19 protein-coding genes and 1 riboswitch are annotated in these 21,978 nt (G+C 71.8%); of the genes, 16 read left to right on the top strand and 3 right to left on the bottom strand.

Features of this window, described 5'->3' with window-relative positions; translation table 11 throughout:
* The first annotated feature begins 12 nt into the window (after nt 1-12).
* The 13 genes from ACH4S7_RS14735 to ACH4S7_RS14675 all read left to right on the top strand — a co-directional run bounded on the left by ACH4S7_RS14735 (nt 13) and on the right by ACH4S7_RS14675 (nt 14,192).
* A complete protein-coding gene (locus ACH4S7_RS14735) occupies nt 13-858 on the top strand; it encodes a glycosyltransferase family 2 protein (RefSeq protein WP_398521876.1) in 846 nt (281 codons plus the stop codon).
* A 138-nt stretch (nt 859-996) separates the two neighbouring features.
* Entirely contained in the window at nt 997-1,926 is a 930-nt protein-coding gene (locus ACH4S7_RS14730) for an ABC transporter permease (RefSeq protein WP_398521532.1), read from the top strand.
* Complete coding sequence (locus ACH4S7_RS14725; RefSeq protein ID WP_398521531.1) at nt 1,919-2,701, top strand: ABC transporter ATP-binding protein; 783 nt, start codon at nt 1,919-1,921, stop codon at nt 2,699-2,701. The genes ACH4S7_RS14730 and ACH4S7_RS14725 overlap by 8 nt, the downstream gene beginning before the upstream one ends.
* 448 nt (nt 2,702-3,149) lie before the next feature.
* Nucleotides 3,150-4,208, top strand: coding sequence for a squalene synthase HpnC (gene hpnC, locus ACH4S7_RS14720; protein ID WP_398521530.1), 1,059 nt, complete (start codon nt 3,150-3,152; stop codon nt 4,206-4,208).
* 8 nt (nt 4,209-4,216) lie between these two features.
* Nucleotides 4,217-5,155, top strand: a complete 939-nt coding sequence (hpnD, locus tag ACH4S7_RS14715) for a presqualene diphosphate synthase HpnD (RefSeq protein ID WP_398521529.1) — start codon at nt 4,217-4,219, stop codon at nt 5,153-5,155.
* A gap of 91 nt (nt 5,156-5,246) precedes the next feature.
* Nucleotides 5,247-6,695 carry a hydroxysqualene dehydroxylase HpnE gene (hpnE, locus tag ACH4S7_RS14710; RefSeq protein WP_398521528.1) on the top strand — a complete coding sequence of 483 codons (1,449 nt, stop codon included), beginning with the start codon at nt 5,247-5,249 and terminating at the stop codon, nt 6,693-6,695.
* Nucleotides 6,696-6,733: 38 nt separating this feature from the next.
* Complete coding sequence (locus ACH4S7_RS14705) at nt 6,734-7,801, top strand: polyprenyl synthetase family protein (protein ID WP_398521875.1); 1,068 nt, start codon at nt 6,734-6,736, stop codon at nt 7,799-7,801.
* 170 nt (nt 7,802-7,971) lie between these two features.
* Complete coding sequence (shc, locus tag ACH4S7_RS14700) at nt 7,972-10,008, top strand: squalene--hopene cyclase (protein ID WP_398521527.1); 2,037 nt, start codon at nt 7,972-7,974, stop codon at nt 10,006-10,008.
* Complete coding sequence (locus ACH4S7_RS14695) at nt 10,008-10,661, top strand: 1-hydroxy-2-methyl-2-butenyl 4-diphosphate reductase (protein ID WP_398521526.1); 654 nt, start codon at nt 10,008-10,010, stop codon at nt 10,659-10,661. Before shc ends, ACH4S7_RS14695 begins: the two co-directional genes overlap by 1 nt.
* A gap of 5 nt (nt 10,662-10,666) precedes the next feature.
* A complete protein-coding gene (gene hpnH / locus ACH4S7_RS14690; RefSeq protein ID WP_398521525.1) occupies nt 10,667-11,689 on the top strand; it encodes an adenosyl-hopene transferase HpnH in 1,023 nt (340 codons plus the stop codon).
* Between the two features lie 158 nt (nt 11,690-11,847).
* Entirely contained in the window at nt 11,848-13,260 is a 1,413-nt protein-coding gene (locus tag ACH4S7_RS14685) for an aspartate aminotransferase family protein (RefSeq protein WP_398521874.1), read from the top strand.
* An 88-nt stretch (nt 13,261-13,348) separates the two neighbouring features.
* On the top strand, nt 13,349-13,972 hold the full coding sequence (locus ACH4S7_RS14680; protein ID WP_398521524.1) for a helix-turn-helix domain-containing protein: 624 nt from the start codon (nt 13,349-13,351) through the stop codon (nt 13,970-13,972).
* A gap of 34 nt (nt 13,973-14,006) precedes the next feature.
* Nucleotides 14,007-14,192 (top strand): DUF6126 family protein, encoded by a 186-nt coding sequence (locus tag ACH4S7_RS14675; RefSeq protein WP_398521523.1) that lies wholly within the window; start codon nt 14,007-14,009, stop codon nt 14,190-14,192.
* Between the two features lie 115 nt (nt 14,193-14,307).
* Here ACH4S7_RS14675 and ACH4S7_RS14670 read toward each other — a convergent pair whose 3' ends face one another.
* Nucleotides 14,308-15,120 carry a tyrosine-protein phosphatase gene (locus ACH4S7_RS14670; RefSeq protein WP_398521522.1) on the bottom strand — a complete coding sequence of 271 codons (813 nt, stop codon included), beginning with the start codon at nt 15,118-15,120 and terminating at the stop codon, nt 14,308-14,310.
* Between the two features lie 534 nt (nt 15,121-15,654).
* Nucleotides 15,655-15,814: riboswitch (cyclic di-AMP (ydaO/yuaA leader) on the top strand.
* Nucleotides 15,815-15,818: 4 nt separating this feature from the next.
* Between ACH4S7_RS14670 and ACH4S7_RS14665 the strand changes: the two genes are divergently transcribed.
* Both ACH4S7_RS14665 and ACH4S7_RS14660 read left to right on the top strand, forming a co-directional pair.
* Nucleotides 15,819-16,778, top strand: a complete 960-nt coding sequence (locus ACH4S7_RS14665) for a peptidoglycan DD-metalloendopeptidase family protein (protein WP_398521521.1) — start codon at nt 15,819-15,821, stop codon at nt 16,776-16,778.
* A 253-nt stretch (nt 16,779-17,031) separates the two neighbouring features.
* A complete protein-coding gene (locus tag ACH4S7_RS14660; protein ID WP_398521520.1) occupies nt 17,032-17,832 on the top strand; it encodes an SGNH/GDSL hydrolase family protein in 801 nt (266 codons plus the stop codon).
* A gap of 30 nt (nt 17,833-17,862) precedes the next feature.
* Here the strand turns inward: ACH4S7_RS14660 and ACH4S7_RS14655 are convergent, their stop codons facing one another.
* The gene (locus ACH4S7_RS14655) at nt 17,863-18,639 is read right to left on the bottom strand and encodes an alpha/beta fold hydrolase (RefSeq protein WP_398521519.1); all 777 of its coding nucleotides are present in this window, start codon (nt 18,637-18,639) and stop codon (nt 17,863-17,865) included.
* Nucleotides 18,640-18,819: 180 nt separating this feature from the next.
* Nucleotides 18,820-19,440, bottom strand: coding sequence for a TetR/AcrR family transcriptional regulator (locus tag ACH4S7_RS14650; protein ID WP_398521518.1), 621 nt, complete (start codon nt 19,438-19,440; stop codon nt 18,820-18,822).
* An 868-nt stretch (nt 19,441-20,308) separates the two neighbouring features.
* Here ACH4S7_RS14650 and ACH4S7_RS14645 point away from each other — a divergent pair.
* The gene (locus ACH4S7_RS14645) at nt 20,309-21,511 is read left to right on the top strand and encodes an MBL fold metallo-hydrolase (RefSeq protein WP_398521517.1); all 1,203 of its coding nucleotides are present in this window, start codon (nt 20,309-20,311) and stop codon (nt 21,509-21,511) included.
* Nucleotides 21,512-21,978: the final 467 nt, after the last annotated feature.

Genomic DNA, 21,978 nt, shown 5'->3' with positions numbered 1-21,978 from the left:
GTCATCATCACGATGGGGACCCGCCCCGACGACCTCCGGGCGCTCCTCGAATCGGTCGCCCAGCAGGACGGCGACCCGATCGAGGTCGTCGTCGTCGGCAACGGCGCCCCGGTCACCGGCGTCCCCGAGGGGGTGCGCACGGTGGACCTGCCCGAGAACCTGGGCATCCCCGGGGGCCGCAACGTCGGCATCGAGGCATTCGGCCCCGGCGGCTCCGACGTGGACGTCCTGCTCTTCCTCGACGACGACGGACTGCTGCCGAACACCGACACGGCCGAACTGGTGCGCGCCGCGTTCACCGCCGACGACCGGCTCGGCATCGTCAGCTTCCGGATCGCCGACCCGGAGACCGGACTCACCCAGCGCCGCCACGTGCCCCGGCTGCGCGCGTCCGACCCGATGCGCTCGTCGCGGGTGACGACCTTCCTCGGTGGTGCCAACGCGGTACGGACCTCGGTCTTCGCCGAGGTCGGCCAACTGCCCGCGGAGTTCTTCTACGCGCACGAGGAGACCGACCTCGCCTGGCGGGCGCTGGACGCGGGGTGGTCGATCGACTACCGCTCGGACATGGTGCTGTTCCATCCGACGATGCCCCCGTCCCGGCACGCGGTCTACCACCGCATGGTGGCCCGCAACCGGGTCTGGCTCGCGCGCCGCAACCTGCCCGCGCCGCTGGTCCCGGTCTACGTCGGGGTCTGGCTGCTGCTCACCCTCGCCCGACGCCCCTCGTCGGCGGCGCTCAAGGCGTGGCTGGGCGGGTTCAAGGAGGGCTGGCGGACCCCGTGCGGGCCGCGCCGGCCCATGAAGTGGCGTACGGTATGGCGGCTCACCCGACTAGGACGGCCCCCGGTGATCTGACAAGCTCGGTCCCGACAGCGCCGGGCGACCCGGGGGAGCGCCCCCGGGGCCGCTCGGCGCCGCGCCCGAATCCGCCGCGCATTGTGAAGACGAGAGTCCCGAATCCGCCGCGCATTGTGAAGACGAAAGTTTTGACTTGTGAGTGACACAACCCAGGACGGTGCGATCACGATGACCGCGCCGCCATCCGCCGACGAGGGCCTGTCCTCGGCGGAACTCGCCGCCAAGTACGGCCTGGCGGTCAGCGGTGCGCGACCCGGGCTGGTCGCGTACATCCAGCAGCTCTGGGGCCGGCGCCACTTCATCCTGGCCTTCTCCCAGGCCAAGCTGACGGCGCAGTACAGCCAGGCGAAGCTCGGCCAGCTCTGGCAGGTGGTGACGCCGCTGCTCAACGCGGCCGTCTACTACTTCATCTTCGGGCTGATCCTGAACTCGGGACGGGGGATGGACAAGGAGGTCTTCATCCCCTTCCTGGTGACGGGCGTCTTCGTCTTCACCTTCACGCAGAGCTCGGTGATGGCGGGCGTACGGGCGATCTCCGGCAACCTCGGGCTGGTGCGGGCGCTGCACTTCCCGCGCGCGTCCCTGCCGATCTCCCTGGCGCTCCAGCAGCTCCAGCAACTGCTGTTCTCGATGGTCGTGCTGGTGCTGATCGCGGTCGGCTTCGGCAGCTATCCGTCGCTGTCCTGGCTGCTGATCCTGCCCGCGCTGGTCTTCCAGTTCGTGTTCAACACCGGTCTCGCGCTGGCCATGGCGCGGCTCGGCAGCAAGACGCCCGACCTGGCGCAGTTGATGCCGTTCATCATGCGGACCTGGATGTACGCGTCCGGCGTGATGTTCTCCATCCCGGTGATGCTGAAGGACCACCCCGCCTGGATCGCGGATGTGCTCCAGCTCAATCCGGCCGCGATCTATATGGACCTGATCCGCTTCGGACTGATCGACGGGTACGGTTCGGAGAATCTGCCCCCGCACGTGTGGGCGTTCGCCCTGGGCTGGGCGCTGCTGGTCGGCGTCTTCGGTTTCGTGTACTTCTGGAAAGCGGAAGAGCGGTACGGCCGTGGCTGAGAACGAACTGGGACGGGTTCCCACCGTCATCGCCGACGATGTGCACATCGTCTACCGGGTGCACGGCAGCGCCGGCGGCAAGGGGAGCGCCACGGCGGCGCTCAGCCGCATCCTCAAGAAGGGCAAGAGCGAGCCCCGAGGGGTGCGCAAGGTCCACGCCGTCAAGGGCGTCTCCTTCACCGCCTACCGCGGCGAGGCGATCGGTCTGATCGGCACCAACGGCTCCGGCAAGTCCACGCTGCTGCGTGCCATAGCCGGGCTGCTCCCCACCGAGCAGGGCAAGGTCTACACCGACGGTCAGCCCTCCCTGCTCGGGGTGAACGCCGCGCTGATGGGCGATCTGACCGGCGAGCGCAATGTCATCCTCGGCGGCCTGGCCATGGGCATGTCGCGGCAGGAGATCCACGAGCGCTACGAGGACATCGTCGACTTCTCGGGGATCAACGAGAAGGGCGACTTCATCACGCTGCCGATGCGCACGTACTCCTCGGGCATGGGGGCGCGGCTCCGGTTCGCCATCGCGGCGTCCAAGAACCACGACGTCCTGATGATCGACGAGGCGCTGGCCACCGGTGACCGCAAGTTCCAGATCCGGTCCGAGCAGCGCATCCGTGAACTGCGCAAGGAGGCCGGTACGGTCTTCCTGGTCAGCCACAGTCTCGGGTCCATCCGGGGCACCTGTAACCGGGTGCTGTGGCTGGAGAAGGGCGAGCTGCTGATGGACGGTCCCACGGCCGAGGTCCTGCGGGCGTACGAGAAGGAGACCGGCAAGTAGTGACGAGAGCGGGACCGGATCCGGGTCCGGTCCCGACCACGGCCCCCGCCATGGCATCCGGGCGGGGGCCTTCTCGCGTCCTCATGGGCGACAGCGGCCGGTCGGCCGCGCCCCCCGGCGGCCGGGCCCGGACCGTCGAAGCGGGTCAAGTCCGGGCTGATGAGAGAAGGTTGGCCGATAGTGCGGCGTTGCCGTGAAGAGCGCGACACCCCGACGATCCACCGGGCCTTGTACAACGTAAGCTGTAGCGGTGCTGAATCGCGGCAAGTGGGGCGATACGTCCTCGGCACCCAGTCCGACGGGCGGACCTCTCGCAGTCGGGATCACCGGCGGCGTGTCCGAAATAGGATGGATTGGATCGGCAGTGTAGAACGGGAGATGTGACGGCAATGATCGAAAATCTCCAGCTCCGTGAGGGTTTCGCCGTTCCCGCACCTGGTAGCCCCGTATGACTGACATCCGACCGACGCGCACCACAGCCGCGCCGCTGGCCACGGCGCCCGCGGGGAGCTCCACGACGTCCGGCGATCCGGTGGATCCCGCGCGCGCCACCCTGGACAAGGCGGCGCGGGAGAACTTCCCCGTCGCCCCCTTCTTCCTCCCGCGCGCCTGGCGCGACGACCTGATGGCCCTCTACGGCTACGCCCGCCTCGTCGACGACATCGGCGACGGCGACCTCGCCCCCGGCGGCGGGGACGCCCGGCTGCTCGGCGTGGACCCCGCCGACGCCGAGGACCGGCTGGTGCTGCTCGACGCCTTCGAGGCCGACCTGCGCCGTGTCTTCGACGGTTCCGAAGCGACCGGTGCCTCCGAGACGGCCGGTGACTCCGAGGTCTCCGGAGGTTCCCAGGAGTCCGACCGGCCGGACCCGTCCGGTGACGCACCCCGTCACCCCCTGCTGGTCGCGCTCCGCCCCACCGTCCGCCGCCGCGCTCTGCCACCCGGCCCGTTCCTCGGCCTGATCGCGGCCAACCGCCAGGACCAGCTCGTCCGCCGCTACGAGACGTACGACGACCTCCTGGCGTACTGCGAACTCTCCGCCAACCCGGTGGGCCGCCTCGTGCTCGGGCTCACCGGCACCGCGACCCCCGAGCGGGTGCGGCGCTCCGACGCCGTCTGCACCGCACTCCAGATCATCGAACACCTCCAGGACGTGGCCGAGGACCTCGCCGCTGACCGGATCTATCTGCCCGCCGACGACATGCGGCGATTCCATGTCACCGAGGCCGACCTGGCGGCCCCGACCGGCAGCGCCTCCGTGCGCGCGCTCGTCGCCTACCAGGCCGAACGCGCCCGCCGGCTGCTGGACGACGGAGTCCCGCTGGTGGGCAGCGTGCACGGCAGGCTGCGCTTGCTGCTCGCCGGGTTCGTCGGCGGGGGCCACGCCGCGCTCGCCGCGATCACGGCAGCCGGACACGATGTCCTGCCCGGAGCACCCAAACCCGGCAGGGCACGTTTGCTGCGGGAAACGGGTGCCGTATTGCGAAGAGCGCGTAGAGAGGGGTGAGCCGGACGATGGACCAACCGACACCCATGCCGGCGGCGGTACAGGCCGCGTACAGCTATTGCGAGGCCGTCACCGGACAGCAGGCGCGTAACTTCGCCTACGGCATCCGGCTGCTGCCGACCGACAAGCGGCAGGCGATGTCCGCGCTCTACGCGTTCTCGCGGCGCGTGGACGACATCGGCGACGGCACGCTCGCGCCGGACGCCAAGCACGAGCGGCTGGAGGCGACCCGGGAGCTGCTGACCCGCGTCCGCGCGGGCGCCGTCGCCGAGGACGACACCGACCCGGTCGCCGTCGCCCTCACGGACGCCGCGCACCGCTTCCCCATCCCGCTGGACGGGCTGGACGAGCTCATCGACGGCGTCCTGATGGACGTCCGCGGCGCCACCTACGAGACCTGGGACGACCTCAAGGTCTACTGCCGGTGTGTCGCGGGTGCCATCGGCCGGCTCTCGCTCGGCGTGTTCGGCACCCAGTCCGGCGCGCGCGGCACCGAGCGCGCCGCCGAGTACGCCGACACCCTGGGCCTCGCCCTCCAACTCACCAACATCCTGCGCGACGTCCGCGAGGACGCGGGCAACGGACGCACCTATCTGCCCGCCGACGACCTCGCCAAGTTCGGCTGCTCCGCGGGCTTCCACACCGTCAGTCCGCCGCCCGGCGCCGACTTCGCCGGCCTCATCCACTTCGAAGTGCGGCGCGCCCGCGCCCTCTTCGCCGAGGGCTACCGGCTGCTGCCCATGCTGGACCGGCGCAGCGGCGCCTGTGTCGCCGCCATGGCGGGCATCTACCGGCGACTGCTCGACCGCATCGAGCGCGACCCCGAGGCCGTACTGCGCGGCCGGGTCTCGCTGCCCGGGCACGAGAAGGCGTACGTCGCCATGCGCGGGCTCTCCGGACTGGACACCCGGCACATCGCCCGGCAGAGCCCCAGGGGGCGTGCCTGATGCCCACGCCCCACCCGTACGGACGGCCCCTCCGGGCAACCGTTCGATCCGATGCCGCGTCACAGACTGCGACAGTCCGAGGGGAGGACGCATGACGGACGATGATGACCAGCGGCCCCGCCACACCGTGACGGGCGACGCGACCGGCCCCCGGCCCCCGGACCACCCGGGCGCCCCCGGACACGCCGTCGTCGTCGGCGGCGGTATCGCCGGCACCACCGCGGCGCTCCGGCTCGCCGACGCCGGACTGCGCGTCACCCTCCTCGAAAGCCGCCCGCGCCTCGGCGGCCTCGCCTTCTCCTTCCGCCGCGGCGACCTCACCGTCGACAATGGTCAGCACGTCTACCTGCGCTGCTGCACCGCCTACCGCTGGTTCCTCGAGCGGATCGAAGGCGCCCATCTCGCCCCGGTCCAGGACCGGTTGGACGTCCCCGTCCTCGATGTCGGCGGCCCCGGCCGGCCCCGGCTCGGCAGGCTGCGCCGGGCCGCGCTGCCCGTCCCGCTGCACCTAGCGGGCAGCCTCGCCCGCTACCCGCACCTCTCGGTCGCCGAGCGGCTGAGCGTGGGACGCGCCGCGCTCGCGCTGGGCCGGCTCGACCCCGCCGACCCGGCCCTCGACGGACTCGACTTCGCCACCTGGCTCGGCCGGCACGGCCAGTCGCGGCGCACCATCGAGGCCCTGTGGGACCTCGTCGGCGTGGCGACCCTGAACGCCACCGCGCCGAACACCTCCACCGGCCTCGCCGCGAAGGTCTTCAAGACCGGCCTCCTCTCCGACCCGGGCGCCGCCGACATCGGCTGGGCCCGGGTCCCCCTCGGTGAACTCCACGACACCCTCGCGGGCAAGGCACTCGCCGCGGCCGGAGTCCGTACCGAGGTCGCCACCCGGGTGCGCTCCCTCACCCGGACCGACCAGGGCGGCTGGCGGGTCGGCACCGACGGCGAGAGCCTCGAAGCGGACACCGTCGTCCTCGCCGTCCCCCAGCGCGAGGCCCATGAACTGCTGCCCGACGGCGCCGTCGACGACCCCGGCCGGCTGCTCGACATCGGCACCGCGCCGATCCTCAACCTTCACGTCCTGTACGACCGCAAGGTGCTGCGCCGGCCCTTCTTCACCGCGCTCGGCTCCCCGGTCCAGTGGGTGTTCGACCGCACCGAGGCGTCCGGCGTGACCGAGGGCCAGTACCTGGCGATCTCCCAGTCCGCCGCCGAGGACGAGATCGACACCCCCGTCGCCGAGCTGCGCAGCCGGTATCTCCCCGAACTGGAGCGGCTGTTGCCCGCCACCAGGGGAGCCGGCGTACGGGACTTCTTCGTCACCCGGGAGCGCACCGCCACCTTCGCGCCCGCCCCGGGGGTCGGCAGGCTGCGCCCGGGCACCCGCACCCGGGCCCCCGGCCTGTACCTCGCCGGCGCGTGGACCGCCACCGGCTGGCCCGCGACCATGGAGGGCGCCGTCCGCAGTGGATTCACCGCCGCCGACGCCGCGCTCTCCGCACTCGGCCGCCCCCAGGAACATCCGCTCAAGGAGGCGGCGTGAGCCGCAGTTTCGGAACAAGAGGAGAGACCGTGCCGACTGTGCCTTCGGCGAACCCCGCTGACGACACCACGACGGGCGTGGACATCGCGGCCCTGCTGGAGCGCGGACGGGCCATGTCGACGCCGGAGCTCCGCGCGGCGATCGACCGGCTCGCACCGCCCATGGACACCGTCGCCGCCTACCACTTCGGCTGGATCGACGCCCAGGGGCAGCCGTCCGTCGGCGACGGCGGAAAGGCCGTGCGCCCCGCGCTCGCGCTGCTCTCCGCCGAGGTCGCGGGCGCCGGGCCCGAGGTCGGCATCCCCGGCGCGGTGGCCGTGGAGCTGGTGCACAATTTCTCGCTGCTCCACGACGACCTGATGGACGGCGACGAGCAGCGGCGCCACCGCGACACCGTCTGGAAGGTCCACGGACCGGCGCAGGCGATCCTCGTCGGCGACGCGCTCTTCGCCCTCGCCAACGAGGTCCTGCTGGAGCTGGGCACCGTGGAGGCGGGCCGCGCCACCCGCAGGCTGACCGCCGCCACCCGCAAGCTCATCGACGGCCAGGCCCAGGACATCTCGTACGAGCACCGCGAGCGGGTCACCGTCGAGGAGTGCCTGGAGATGGAGGGCAACAAGACCGGCGCGCTGCTGGCCTGCGCCGTCTCCATCGGTGCGGTGCTCGGCGGGGCCGACGACCGGACGGCCGACACGCTGGAGGCGTACGGCTACCACCTCGGCCTCGCCTTCCAGGCCGTCGACGATCTGCTCGGCATCTGGGGCGACCCGGTCGCCACCGGCAAGCAGACCTGGAGCGATCTGCGCCAGCGCAAGAAGTCCCTGCCGGTCGTCGCCGCGCTCGCCGAGGGCGGGCCGGCCTCCCGACGGCTCGGGGAACTGCTCGCGGCCGACGCCAAGAGCAATGACTTCGACAGCTTCTCCGAGGAGGAGTTCGCCACCAGGGCCGCCCTGATCGAGGAGGCCGGCGGCCGCGAGTGGACCTCCGGCGAGGCCCGCCGCCAGCACTCCGTCGCCATCGCCGCCCTGGACGGCGTCGACATGCCCGACCACCTCAGGGCGCAGCTCGTGGCCCTCGCGGATTTCGTCGTCGTACGGAAGCGATGAAATCGGGCCGAGGGACTACCGTGACGAATGAGGTGAACCCCCCACCGGAGACGTTCCGCACCGCGTCCTCCATATGAATCGCAGTCGCCGGCCGGTGACCGGGCAACCGGGAGCCGGCCGACGGAGACCCCAGTACGGCACCAGGCATCACTGCACGGTAAGGGGAAGCCATGACAGCGACGACCGACGGAAGCGGCGGACCCGCGGGGGCCCGCGCAGCCACTGCCGGCCAGAGACCGCACATCCATGCCACCGGGGCCCCTGTGGAGCCCCCCGCCCCGGGTGACCCTCCCGAGCTGGCACGCCGGGCCGCGGCACGCTCCGTCGAGTACCTGCTGAGCCGGCAGGACGCGCAGGGCTGGTGGAAGGGCGACCTTGAGACCAATGTGACGATGGACGCCGAGGACCTGCTGCTGCGGCAGTTCCTCGGGATCCGGGATCCGCGCACCACCGACGCGGCGGCCCGTTTCATCCGCGGCAAACAGCGCGACGACGGCAGTTGGCCGACCTTCTACGGCGGACCCGGGGAACTCTCCGCCACCGTGGAGGCGTACGTCGCGCTCCGACTGGCCGGTGATCAGCCGGACGACCCCCATATGGCACGGGCGGGCGCCTGGGTCCGACAGCACGGCGGTATCGCCGGGAGCAGGGTCTTCACCCGGATCTGGCTCGCCCTCTTCGGCTGGTGGAAATGGGAGGACCTGCCCGAACTCCCACCCGAGCTGATCTTCCTCCCCGGCTGGTTCCCGCTCAACATCTACGACTTCGGCTGCTGGGCCCGGCAGACCATCGTGCCGCTCACCGTGGTCTCGGCGAAGCGGCCGGTGCGGCCCGCGCCGTTCGCGCTGGACGAACTGCATATCGACCCGGGCCGCCCGAACCCGCCGCGGCCGCTCGCCTCCGTACGGAGCTGGGACGGATTCTTCCAGCGCGCCGACCGGGCCCTGCGGCTCTACCACACCTTCGCGCCGCGCCGGCTGCGGAGAATCGCGATGAACGCCGCGGCCCGCTGGATCGTCGAACGCCAGGAGAACGACGGCTGCTGGGGCGGGATCCAGCCACCCGCCGTGTACTCCCTGATCGCCCTGCACCTGCTCGGCTACGACATCGACCACCCCGTGATGCGGGCCGGACTGGAGTCGCTGGACCGGTTCGCGGTCTGGAGCGAGGACGATGCCCCCGGCGGCGGGCCCGTCCGGATGGTCGAAGCCTGCCAGTCGCCCGTCTGGGACACCTGCCTCGCCACCGTCGCGCTCGCCGACGCGGGCCTGCCCGCCGACCATCCCGCGCTGGTCAAGGCCGCCGACTGGATGCTCGACGAGGAGATCGTCCGCTCCGGCGACTGGGCCGTCCGCAGGCCCGGACTGCCCCCCGGCGGCTGGGCGTTCGAGTTCCACAACGACAACTACCCCGATATCGACGACACCGCCGAGGTGATCCTCGCCCTGCGCCGGGTGCGGCACCCCGACCCCGCCCGGCTGGAGGCCGCCGTCGCGCGGGCCGGCCGCTGGACCCTCGGAATGCAGTCCCGGAACGGCGCGTGGGCCGCGTTCGACGCCGACAACACCAGCCTGCTCCCCAACCGCCTGCCGTTCTGCGACTTCGGCGAGGTGATCGACCCCCCATCGGCCGATGTCACCGCGCACGTCGTGGAGATGCTCGCCCACGAGGGCCGCGCCCACCACCCCCGGGCCCGTCGCGGCATCGCCTGGCTACTGGCCGAACAGGAGCCCAGCGGAGCCTGGTTCGGTCGCTGGGGCGTCAACTACCTGTACGGCACGGGCGCGGTGGTGCCGGCCCTGACGGCGGCGGGGATCCCCGGGTCGCACCCGGCGATCCGCCGCGCGGTCCGCTGGCTCGACTCCGTCCAGAACGAGGACGGCGGCTGGGGCGAGGACCTGCGCTCGTACGGCGAGAAGGGCTGGATGGGTCAGGGCACCTCCACCGCCTCCCAGACCGCGTGGGCGCTGCTGGCGCTGACCGCGGCGGGCGAGCGGGAGAGCAAGTCGGTCGAACGGGGGGTCACCTGGCTCGCCGAGACCCAGCGGGCGGACGGCTCCTGGGACGAGCCCCACTTCACCGGCACCGGCTTCCCCTGGGACTTCTCCATCAACTACCACCTCTACCGCCAGGTCTTCCCGCTCACCGCCCTCGGCCGCTACGTCCACGGCGAACCCGTCGTGGCCCGCGACCGCGAGGGGGGTTGATGGGCGCTCCCCAGGGGCCGCCGGACACCGACGTACCACTACTGATCGCCTGCGCCCTCGGAATCGAGCGACTGGCGCTCCGCGGCGCCGACCACCGGGGCGGCGGAGGTCCGGTGACCCTGCTCCGTACCGGCATGGGACCGCGGAACGCGGCGCGCGCCGTACGGGAGGCGCTGGCCGGCGGGCCGCTCCGGGACGCCGCCGTCATCGCCACCGGGTTCTGCGCCGGGCTCGCGCCGGGGATGCGCCCCGGGGACGTCGTCATCGCCGATGAGACCCGCCACCCGGCCGGCGCCACCCCCTGCACCGCGGCGGGGCCGCTGATCGAGGCGGTCACCAGGACCCTGCCCGGCCGCCGGGTCCACCGCGGGCCGCTGACCGGCTCGGACCATGTCGTACGCGGCCCGGAGCGGGCCGAGCTGTGGGCCACCGGCGCCATCGCGGTGGACATGGAGTCCGCGGCCACCCTGGCGACGGCGCTGGACGCCGGACCCCGTCCGGTCGCCGCCGTCCGGGTGGTGGTGGACGCTCCGGAGCACGAGCTGATCCGTATGGGCACCGTCCGAGGGGGAATATCGGCATTCCGGGTTCTCCGGGCCGTCCTTCCCGCTTTCCACGAATGGCACCGTTCTTTACAGCTCCCCAGGAGGTGAGCCAGATGGCCATGCCGCTTCGCCAGACCATCAGGGTCGGGACCTATCTGCTTGAACAGAAGCTCCGCAAGCGGGAGAAGTTTCCGCTCATCGTGGAGCTGGAACCCCTCTTCGCCTGCAATCTGGCGTGCGAGGGCTGCGGGAAGATCCAGCACCCGGCCGGGGTGCTGAAGCAGCGGATGCCGGTGGCGCAGGCGGTCGGGGCGGTGCTGGAGTCCGGTGCCCCCATGGTCTCCATCGCGGGCGGCGAGCCGCTGATGCATCCGCAGATCGACGAGATCGTGCGCCAGCTCGTGGCCCGGAAGAAGTACGTGTTCCTCTGCACCAACGCCATGCTGCTCCGCAAGAAGCTGAAGAACTTCACCCCGTCCCGCTACTTCGCCTTCGCCGTGCACATCGACGGACTGCGCGAGCGCCACGATGAATCGGTCGCCAAGGAAGGCGTCTTCGACGAGGCGGTGGCGGCCATCAAGGAGGCCCAGAGCCAGGGCTTCCGGGTCACCACCAATTCGACCTTCTTCAACACCGACACCCCAGCGACCATCATCGAGGTGCTGAACTACCTCAATGACGACCTCAAGGTCGACGAGATGATGATCTCGCCCGCGTACGCCTACGAGAAGGCGCCGGACCAAGAGCACTTCCTGGGGGTGGAACAGACTCGTGAGCTGTTCAAGAAGTCCTTCGCCGGGGGCAACAGGCGCCGCTGGCGGCTCAACCACTCGCCGCTCTTCCTGGACTTCCTGGAGGGGAAGACCGACTTCCCCTGCACGGCGTGGGCCATCCCCAACTACTCCCTCTTCGGCTGGCAGCGCCCCTGCTATCTGATGAACGACGGATACGTCCCGACCTACCGCGAGCTGATCGAGGAGACCGACTGGGAGAAGTACGGCCGGGGCAAGGACCCCCGCTGCGCCAACTGCATGGCGCACTGCGGGTACGAGCCCACCGCCGTCCTCGCCACCATGGGCTCCCTCAAGGAATCGATCCGGGCGGTGCGGGAGACCGTCTCGGGAAGCCGGGGCTGAGCGATGGCCGCGGGCGGCGGCACCCCATCGGAGGCACGGGGGCACCGGGGCACCGGAAAACAACGAGAGCGAGGGAGCACATGACCGAGCCGCTGTCGACGGGCCGGGAGGTCGATGCCCGCCCCGGCCACCCCGGCCACCCCGGCCCTCCGGACCGGATGGCCGCACCCGGCCCGGAGGGCACCCCGCGCCGCGGCTTCGACCTGGCCGCACTGCTCGCCGAGCGCGGGGCCGAACGCTACGAGCTGCACGCCCGCCACCTCAACCACCAACTGCCCCGGGTGCTGCGCACCATCGGCTTCGACAAGGTCTACGAGCGGGCCGACGGCGCGTACTTCTGGGACGCCGACGGCCAGGACTACCTGGACATGCTGGCGGGGTTCGGGGTGATGGGCCTCGGCCGGCACCACCCCGTCGTCCGTGCGGCGCTGCACGACGTCATCGACGCCTCACTCGCCGACCTCACCCGCTTCGACTGTTCGCCCCTGCCCGGCCTCCTCGCGGAGAAGCTGCTCGCCCACAGCCCCCACCTGGACCGGGTGTTCTTCGGCAACAGTGGTACGGAGGCGGTCGAGACGGCGCTGAAGTTCGCCCGCTGCGCCACCGGTCGGCCGCGCGTCCTCTACTGCGAGCACGCGTTCCACGGACTGACCACGGGCGCCCTCTCCGTCAACGGCGAGGCGGGTTTCCGGGACGGGTTCGCCCCCCTGCTGCCCGACACCGCCGTACCCCTCGGCGACCTGGCCGCGCTCGAACGCGAACTGCGGCGCGGGGACGTGGCGGCCCTGGTGGTGGAGCCGATCCAGGGCAAGGGCGTCCAGGAGGCGCCCCCCGGCTATCTGCGGGCGGCGCAGGAGCTGCTCCACCGGCACGGTGCGCTGCTGATCGCCGACGAGGTGCAGACCGGCCTGGGCCGGACCGGTGACTTCTACGCCTACCAGCACGACGACGGCGTCGAACCCGACCTCGTCTGTGTGGCGAAGGCGCTCTCCGGCGGTTACGTACCGGTCGGCGCGACCCTCGGCAAGGACTGGATCTTCAAGAAGGTCTACTCGTCCATGGACCGGGTCCTGGTGCATTCGGCGAGCTTCGGCTCGAACGCCCAGGCGATGGCGGCGGGACTCGCGGTGTTGTCGGTGATCGAGGACGAGGGGATCGTCGCCAACGCCCGGGTGACCGGTGACCTGCTGCGCACCCGGCTGGCCGAGTTGGTGGACCGCTATGAGTTCCTGGCGGCGGTGCGCGGCCGGGGGCTGATGATCGGCATCGAGTTCGGGCGCCCCGAGTCCCTCGTACTCCGGGGCCGCTGGACCATGCTCCAGGCCGCCCGAAAGGGGCTCTTCGCGCAGATGGTCGTGGTGCCGCTGCTGCGCAAACACCGGATCCTCACCCAGGTCTCCGGTGACGAGCTGGAAGTGATCAAGCTGATCCCGCCGCTGACGATCGGCGAGCGGGAGGTGGACCGCTTCCTCACGGCCTTCACCGCGGTCATGGACGACGCCCATGCCGGGGGCGGGCTGATGTGGGACTTCGGAAAGACACTGATCAAGCAGGCGGTGTTGCAGCGCTGACCCGCCCCCGCGGAGTACCCGACCGGCGTTTTTTGCCTCTGAGGTAAAGAAATTTGCCTCAGAGGCAGTTTCCTGGCGCAATGGAGTCATGCACAGTCCTCCCGGAGGTCACCCTCCGGACCCGACCGCCGCCACCGGCGAACCGGCCACGGACCTTCCCGACGTGGCCCCCCGGCTGCGCGAGCTGCGCCGCCGCCGCGGCCTCACCCTGGAGGCCGCCGCCCAGCGCGCCGGACTCTCGCCCGCGCATCTGTCCCGGCTGGAGACCGGCCGCCGACAGCCGTCGCTGCCCATGCTCCTCAGTCTCGCCAGAATCTACGGTACGGCAATCGGCGAGCTGCTCGGCGAGGTGTCGGCGGAGCGCGACCCGATCGTCCGGGCCGGCCGCCGGGAGCCCGCGGCAGCCGACGGCTGGACGTATCACCAGGTGGGCGCCCCTGGCCGGGCCATGCAGGCGCTCCGGCTCGTCGTCCCTTACGGCGCGCAGGGCGATCTGGTACGGGTCCATCCCGGCGAGGAGTGGATCCATGTCCTCGACGGCCGGGTGCGGCTCACCCTCGGCGAGGCCGTGCACGAACTCGGCCCCGGGGACAGCGCGCACTTCGACTCGCTCACCCCCCACCGCATCGCGGCCGCCACCCGCGACGGCGCCGAGATGCTCTTCGTCCACACCCTGCTCCAGAGCCCCGACCTCCATCCGCACCACAGCTGACGCCGGTCCGCCGGTACGAGAAGAGAGGCCCGCCATGTCCGAGAGCCCCGCACCCCAGAACCCCGCCGCGCCCGAGAGCCCCGCGGTCTCCTCGAAGGCCGCCGCCAAAGAGGAGGGGAAGTTCCCCCGGGGTCTGGTGATCCGCCTCTTCGCCTACCTGATCGCGGGCCATGTGTTCGCCGGGTTCCTCTATCTCCTCTTCGAGATGGGCGCCAAGTAACCCAGGGTCGACCGGCGCCCACCCGTCGCGAGCCTCCCGTGGAATTCGCGAACCCTCCGTGAATTCGCGAACCTCCGTGAATTCGCGAACCCTCCGTGAAGGGGGACGGACGCGGTCACGCCCCGTCGAGCAGTCGCTCCCGCAGCCGCGCCCGGGTCTCGGGGGAGACCCCCAGCCCGTCCGTCAGATAGCGCTCGGTGGTGCCCCAGGTCTGCTCGATCGCATCGAAGGCGGCGTTCAGATAAGCGGCGCGCGCGTCGAAGAGCGGGTTCAGCAGCTCCATCACCTCCGCCGACATCCCGGCCGGCGAGTTGTCCCGGCGACGCACCAGATAACGCCGGTGCGGCTCGTTGGACTTGAGGTAGTCCGCCTCGATCGCCTCCCGCTCCACCCCGACCGCGAGCAGGGACACCGCTATCGAGAGCCCGGCGCGGTCCTTGCCCGCCGCGCAGTGCATGAGTGCCGGGACGCTGTCCTCGGCGAGCGCGTGCAGCACCCGGCTGTGCTCCCCGGTGCGCCCGGTGATCATCGTCCGGTACGACTCCGCCATCCGGTCCGCCGCCCTGCCGTCCGCCAGGATCGACCGGAGCTGGTCGAGATCGCCCTCGCGCACCATCAGCCAGAAGTCGGCGCCGTCGGCCGGGTCGCTGAGGGGCAGATTCAGATTCCGCACCCCGGGCAGGTCGATATCGGGACCCTCCAGCCGCATATCGGCCGAGTTCCGGAAGTCGAAGACCGTGCGCAGCCCCAGTGTGGCGAGGAACGCGGCATCGCTCGCGGTCGCGTTGGCGAGGTGACCGCTGCGGTAGAGGGCTCCGTACCGCACCTGCCGGCCGTCCACGGTCGGCAGTCCGCCCACGTCTCGGAAGTTGCGAACCCCGGTCAGCTCGGGTTCGGTCGACGGGACCCGCGGCAGCTGCTGTGTCACAAAGGCTCCTGGAGGTCACTGCCGGCGCGGCTCGCCGACGATGGCGTGTTCCCGACGATACGACACCGCCGTGCCCGGTCCCCGGCCTGTGCGGTCACCCGGTCCTCGGCACGGGTCGGCCAGCGGCCAGCGGCTACCGGGCGGGGGCGGCGGCGCCGGGCCACCCGCGGGGTCGGCACCTCATCCGGCCGGGGGTACCGGACCCCCGGATCCCTCACCCCGCCGCCACTAAGAGCCACATTCTGCACTTCTGACCGAATTGGTCGTTTAAGGGTAACGTGCCCCATCTATAGGGGAGATGGGGCCTCGCTCGTGAGCAGGATCATATTCGTGACGTTCCGTGCCGCCGGACGCGCGGCCGATATCGACGCGGGGTGGGTAGTTGGCCTTTCCGGTTCCACGGAGGGTGACCGGAAATTCCGGTCCGCCGGTGAATCGATCTTGACAGTGAAAGCGGAGTGGCTTGTTCAGGTCTGTGGCGCTCGTCTACGGTCACGGCAATCCGGGCGGACCGCCTCATCCTGCCGCCGACCGGAACCCCATTCGCATATCCACGCATGGCAGGAGCGGGGGACCCAGTCAGTACGCCGATCCGGGCATCCGGACGGCTTGGGGTGAAGTCGCGCAGTCGCGCGGCCGGGCATCTCCAGCCCGAACCCGACAGCTCACCTCGCAGGCGTCGGAGAGGAAGCAACGCCATGCCCGGAAAGGGTAAGCACCGCCGTACCAGGACCAGCCCCCTCACCCGCGGATTCGTCGCCGCGGGTACCGGTGGCGCCGCCATCGCCCTGCCACTGCTGGGCGCGGCCGGCGCCCACGCGGCGGAGCGGCCGGCCTCCGCCACCGCGCAGGTGACCAAGGCCCCCGCCGCCGCCCCGGTGGCGGAGAAGGCGGCGGAGAAGTCCGCAGCCGTCTACCGGGTGGTCGCCGGTGACCATCTGTCCAAGATCGCCGACGAGCAGCGGGTCGACGGTGGCTGGCAGCGGCTCTACGAGGACAACCGCAAGGTCGTCGGCGGGGACCCCGCGCTGATCCACCCGGGCGTCGAACTCGCCATCGCCAAGGCGACCGGCGGTGCGGTGCCGTCGCAGCGGACGGAGGCCACCCCGGAGCCCGCGTCCCGGTCCGCCGCCCCGGCGACTCCGGAGGTCGAGCCCGCCCCGGCCGCGGCGGCCCCCGCCGAGAGCGACGGCGCGAGCCAGACCGCGTCGGACACCGCGGAGACACCGGCCGCCCCCGCCGCCGCCGGTTCCGGTTACACCACCCCGCTCGAATCCGGTGGTGTCACCACCTCCTACCGCGCCTCCGGCGCCATGTGGTCCAGCGGCTACCACACCGGTGTCGACTTCGCGGCGGCCACCGGCACCACCGTCCGGTCCGTCGGCCCGGGCAGTGTCGTCTCCGCGGGCTGGAGCGGTTCCTACGGCAACGAGGTCGTCATCCAGCACACCGACGGCACCTACTCCCAGTACGCCCACCTCTCCTCCCTCGCCGTGTCGGCCGGGCAGAGCGTGACCGGCGGACAGCAGATCGGCCTCTCCGGCTCCACCGGCAACTCCAGCGGCCCGCACCTGCACTTCGAGATCCGCACCGGTCCCGACTACGGCTCGGACATCGACCCGGTGGCGTACCTGCGCCAGCACGGTGTCTCCCTCTGAACCGACGGCATCACCGCTGCCCCCCAGCGGAGGGCACCGGATGAACGGTCCGCGTCACACCTGACCCCGCGCGAGCCCGCCAGCCCCGCCCGTATCGGGTGAATCCCCGAATCCCCGTGTGCCGCCCCGGTGGTACGCGGGGATTCTGGCGTATTCCCACCCACCGGAATCGGACCCGGTGGTAAAGATCACCCCCCGTCAACCCCTCCTTACGGTCGCGTAGGTCACATCCGCGAGGTCAGGATGAGTTCTCGTGGCACAAGACGTGAGAACTTCGAGAGCAGGGACGCCCGGCGGAATCGGGTCGTACGCGGCGATCGGTGACAGCTTCACCGAAGGCGTCGGCGACCCCGGCCCCGCCGGGACGTACCTGGGCTGGGCGGACCGTTTCGCGGTCCTGCTCGCCGACCGCGCGCCGGAACACCCCTTCCGCTACGCCAATCTGGCGGTACGGGGCCGACTGCTCGACCAGATCGTCGCGGAGCAGGTGCCGAGGGCCCGGGAACTCGCCCCTGACCTGGTGACGTTCTGCGCCGGGGGCAACGACATCATTCGACCGGGCAGCGACCCCGACGCCGTGGCCGAGCGCTTCGAGCGGGCGGTGGCCGATCTGACCAACGCCGTCGGCACGGTCATGGTGACCACCGGATTCGACACCCGAGGCGTCCCGGTCCTGCGCCACCTGCGCGGCAGGATAGCCACGTACAGCGCACATGTGCGGTCCATCGCCGACCGGTACGACTGCCCCGTACTCGACCTGTGGTCGCTCAGATCGGTCCAGGACCGCCGGGCCTGGGACCGCGACCGGCTGCATCTCTCCCCGGAGGGGCACACCCGGGTCGCGCTCCGTGCCGCGCAGGTGCTGGGGATCGACGTGCCGGCCGACCCGGATCAGCCCTGGCCCCCGCTACCGCCGCGCGGCACCCTTGAGGTGCGGCGCGACGACATCCACTGGGCGCGTGAGCATCTGGTGCCCTGGTTCGGGCGCCGGCTGCGCGGCCAGAGCTCCGGTGACCATGTGGCGGCGAAACGTCCCGACCTGCTGCCCCTGTGACAGCGCCCCCGGTGCCGTCACAGGGCCCGCTCAGCTACGCGGTTCGCCGCCGCAGTGCGCCAGTACGGTGTCGGCGATCAGCTCGGGGACCCGCAGTGGCTGGAGATGATCGACGCCGGCCAGCCGGATGAGACGACAGCCGGGGATGCGCGCGGCCACGTCCTCGTTACAGGTGATCATCGTCGCCCGGTCCAGCTCCCCCAGCATCAGTACGGTCGGCGTGTCCAGCTCGCCGAGCCGGTCGAAGACAGGTGGGTCCGACTGCTCGAACTCCTCCTCGGTGAGCCAGGCCGGCGCGGCGGACCGCAACTGCGCCACGGCGGCGTCGTCCGCACCGGCGGCCGCCCATTCGCGCAGCCCGAACGCGGCCAGCCCCGGCACGTCGCCCGCCTCGGTCAGCGCCTCGTACTCCGCGTCGACCTCCGGTTCGTCGGGCCAGGGATAGCCGCCGACGCCGGGACAGAGCAGCACCATCGAGGCCACCCGCTCCGGGTCGGCCAGCGCGAGCCCCAGCGCCGCGCCGCCGCCCATGCTGCAGCCGACCAGGGCCACCCGCCGCAGGGCGAAGTGATCGAGCACGGCCACCAGATCGCCGAGCAGTGAGTAGGGCGCGACCGGCGCCGGGGACCGCCCGTAGCCGCGCACGTCGTAGCGGATCACGCGATGGCGCTTCGCGAGCAGGGGGAGGACCGGGTCCCAGATCCGGGAGTCCCCGACGCCCGGATGCAGGAGTACCAGCGGGGGGCCGTCGCCACCGGTGTCGTCCGCCCATATCTCGCCACCGTTGACCGGCACTGTGATGTTCATCCGCTGATCTTGCGGTGCCGGGCCGCCCCGCGCCAATGGTTTGCCGTTCAGCCTTGCCGTGACCCGCGAATTCCCCTCCGGAGGGCCGTACGGGGTACGTGCCGTGCGCCAGGTCCCGGGAGGAGACTCCGCTCGCCCCCGGCCGGTACGGGCGTGCGGGGCTCACTGTTGCGCGGGGGGTCAGCGAACGGCCGCCGCGAAGGCCGCGCGCTCCAGACCCAGTTCCCTGGCGAGCGCCTCGTCGGTCCACTCCAGCATGGCGGTGCGGGAGAGTGAACCCGCGTACGACGTCATCTGTACGGCGAGCCCGTCGAGGAACGCGGTGAGCCGCCAGGCCGCCGCCCGGGGGTCGGGACACGGGAACTCGCCCGCCGCCGCCCCCTCCGCGATCACCTCGGCCAGCGCGGCCTTCCACCGCTGGTCGAGATCGCGGGCGACCGCCCGTAGCGCCGGCTCGCGCAGTGCCGCCGCCCAGCCCTCGATCCACAGCCGCCAGCCCTTCGCGCTGCCCGTCGGCGCGTACCAGCGGACGGCCGCCCGCAGCCTGCGCAGGGCGGAGGTGCGGCGGTCCAACAGCTTGCGCAGATGGGCGAGATCGGCATCGGCGGCGTGGGCGAACGCGGCGGCGACCAGCTTCTCCTTGGTCGAGAAGTGGTACAGGACAAGGGCATTGCTCACGCCGAGCGACGCGGCGACATCGGCGATCCGCACGGCCGCGACACCGCGGAGCTGGATCTGCTCGACCGCGGCGCCGAGAAGCTCTTCGCGACGTTCTGCCACGCTCAACCGGACTCTGGCCACGGCCTCACCCTACACATCCGATCTTCGCCGGAACGATGGCCCGGCTGCCACACCGGCGGCGGGTGACCGGTACCGGTGGCGGGCACGGGACGTCAGCGAACGACCCCTCCGCACCGGTCCCGGTGACTCGGCACCCCGCCCACCAGTACCGTTCGCCCGCAACGGAGTTGATGGCCCATCGGCGCCCCCGGCGAACCGCCCCAGCCTCCGGCCGCACTCGTCGCGCAGAGACCGCCCCGCTCGCCGCCCGCCCCGCCCGGCATGTTCATTTACTGAATAGTGGGTCAGTATGGGAGAGGCTGCCGGTAGCCTCCGGCGATGCGTCACCGCACACGGGTGGGACGAACCCCCAGAGCCGGATCGCGGGAGCGGTTGCGCAGACCGCCAGGCGACCAGGCTTACGGAACCGGGCGGCAGTCGAGCTGCCCGTTGCACCGAACCGGACGGTAGTCAGGTATCCGGGACGGCCGTGCGTCTAGGTGTACGCGGGCGGGAGAGCGCCGGCGTACGGGATCGAGGAAACCCGGGCTCCGTGTACGGCGTACGGGAATCGAAGGAACCCCGGGCGCGCGGGTCTCGGGAAACCGGCGACTTTCCGGCGTCGGGCCCCTGGCCGGTACCACTCGGCGGGAGGAGGCAGGAACATCGACACCGGGCGACACGTTGCCTCCCATGACGGCGGACATGGTCGCATGGGACACGAACGGCCGAAGCGCGGCGGCGCCGGCGTACCGGGGCCCACCGGTCGACGGCCGGTGACGGACGGTGTCCGGCGCGCGCCGGCCGGTGTGCTCCCGAGCGGCGGATCATCTCGCCGCACTGCCGTATCTCGCGCACATAATAAGAAGACCCGACACCTGGAGGTGCCGTGACCGGCGCTGGTTCCCCCCACTCGCTGAGATCCCGGCTGCGCTCACTGCGATCGGCCGCGTTCGGCGCGGATCCCTCCGGAGCGCGGATGGAGCGGATCCGCCGCTCGCCGAATTTCGTGGACGGCGTCTTCCAGAACCCCGTGGATGCCAGGACCAGGCCCTCCGGCGGTTCCATGGTCGAGTTCGCCAAGATCTACTTCCAGAAGGAGGCGCGGGCCCGGAGAGCTCCCGTCGGCCCCATCCCCCTGCACCCCACCACGCTCGCTGACCTGGCCCGTCCCCCGGCCTCCGGGCTGCGGCTGACCTGGATGGGTCACTCCAGCGTCCTCGCCGAGATCGACGGGCGGCGGGTGCTCTTCGACCCGGTCTGGGGAGAGCGCTGCTCACCCTTCCCGTTCGCCGGGCCCAAGCGGCTGCACCCCGTGCCCGCGCCGCTTGCCGACCTCGGCCCGGTCGATGTCGTGGTGATCTCCCACGACCACTACGACCATCTGGATCTGCCCACCATCAAGGCGCTGGCCGCCACGGACACGGTCTTCGCCGTGCCCCTGGGTGTCGGCGCCCATCTGGAGCGCTGGGGCGTCTCCGCGGACCGTCTCCACGAGCTGGACTGGCACGAGACGGCAGAGGTGGCCGGAATCCGGCTCACCGCGACCCCGGCCCGGCACTTCTGCGGGCGCGGGCTGCGCAACCAGCAGCACACGCTCTGGGCCTCCTGGGCCGTCGCGGGCCCCGAGCACCGGATCTACCACAGCGGGGACACCGGATATTTCCCCGGCTTCCGGGACATCGGCGCCGAGCACGGCCCCTTCGACGCCACCATGATCCAGATCGGTGCCTACAGCGCCTACTGGCCGGACATCCACATGACACCGGCCGAGGGTATGCGGGCACATCTCGACCTCCAGGGCGGCCGGGCCGCCGGGGTGATGCTGCCGATCCACTGGGGCACCTTCAATCTCGCTCCGCACCCCTGGGCGGAGCCCGGCGAGGGCACGGTCACGGCGGCCCTGGAGACGGGTGCCCGGATCGCGCTGCCGCGCCCCGGCGAGCCTTTCGAACCGACCGCGGCCGTTCCGGCCGAGCCGTGGTGGCGCGCGGTGGCGACGGTGCCGTCCGAGGGCTGGGCGCGGCTCGCCGCCCCGGGCTCCGACAAGGGCACGAACACCGGCACCCCCGAGGTCGCCCCCACCGCCTGATGGGCTCGCCCCGGGGGCTCCGCAGTGCCTGGAGCCCCCGGCTGTGGGCGGCGCCCTGCGGCAGCCCCCAGGGGCCGGCGGTGCCCTTCGGCGAACCCGAAGCCACCCCGATGGGTGCCCCCCGGAGGAACCCGCCGCGCCGACTGCTTTCGGCCAAATCTCATGGAGTGGGGGAGCGCCCCCCGCCGCGTCCCCGAGCGCGGTCTCCCCGGGGCGCACCGATGGTCGTCCGCGGGGGGTGGCGCCGCGTTGACCGGCCGGGGAGTGGCCGAGCGTCGCACCGGCCCGCTCCACCCGGGGGCCGTGCACCCTCGGTGACCCGCTCGCCCCGTCCGTACGCCCCCGGACCCGGCAGTGGGCGGGAGCACACGCACCGCTCCGCGCGCTCGTGGGTTCCCTCCGGCCCGGGGCCGGCCGCGGTTCTCCCGACTCCGGGCCGCACCCGTAACAAAAGCCCCAGAGGCCCC

The sequence above is a fragment of the Streptomyces sp. NPDC020965 genome (assembly GCF_044333555.1).
In the GTDB taxonomy this organism is placed as follows: Bacteria; Actinomycetota; Actinomycetes; order Streptomycetales; family Streptomycetaceae; genus Streptomyces.
Note: the sequence above shows the minus strand (reverse complement) of the source record. Positions and strands in the feature narration are given on the sequence as shown.

Bases quoted from the DNA above. Each gene is read 5' to 3' on its own strand.
- ACH4S7_RS14735 (WP_398521876.1), top strand. From the start codon at position 13: ATGGGGACCCGCCCCGACGACCTCCGGGCGCTCCTCGAATCGGTCGCC.
- hpnC (WP_398521530.1), top strand. From the start codon at position 3,150: ATGACTGACATCCGACCGACGCGCACCACAGCCGCGCCGCTGGCCACG.
- hpnD (WP_398521529.1), top strand. From the start codon at position 4,217: ATGGACCAACCGACACCCATGCCGGCGGCGGTACAGGCCGCGTACAGC.
- hpnE (WP_398521528.1), top strand. From the start codon at position 5,247: ATGACGGACGATGATGACCAGCGGCCCCGCCACACCGTGACGGGCGAC.
- shc (WP_398521527.1), top strand. From the start codon at position 7,972: ATGACAGCGACGACCGACGGAAGCGGCGGACCCGCGGGGGCCCGCGCA.
- ACH4S7_RS14695 (WP_398521526.1), top strand. From the start codon at position 10,008: ATGGGCGCTCCCCAGGGGCCGCCGGACACCGACGTACCACTACTGATC.
- hpnH (WP_398521525.1), top strand. From the start codon at position 10,667: ATGGCCATGCCGCTTCGCCAGACCATCAGGGTCGGGACCTATCTGCTT.
- ACH4S7_RS14685 (WP_398521874.1), top strand. From the start codon at position 11,848: ATGGCCGCACCCGGCCCGGAGGGCACCCCGCGCCGCGGCTTCGACCTG.
- ACH4S7_RS14680 (WP_398521524.1), top strand. From the start codon at position 13,349: ATGCACAGTCCTCCCGGAGGTCACCCTCCGGACCCGACCGCCGCCACC.
- ACH4S7_RS14675 (WP_398521523.1), top strand. From the start codon at position 14,007: ATGTCCGAGAGCCCCGCACCCCAGAACCCCGCCGCGCCCGAGAGCCCC.
- ACH4S7_RS14665 (WP_398521521.1), top strand. From the start codon at position 15,819: ATGCCCGGAAAGGGTAAGCACCGCCGTACCAGGACCAGCCCCCTCACC.
- ACH4S7_RS14655 (WP_398521519.1), bottom strand. From the start codon at position 18,639: ATGAACATCACAGTGCCGGTCAACGGTGGCGAGATATGGGCGGACGAC.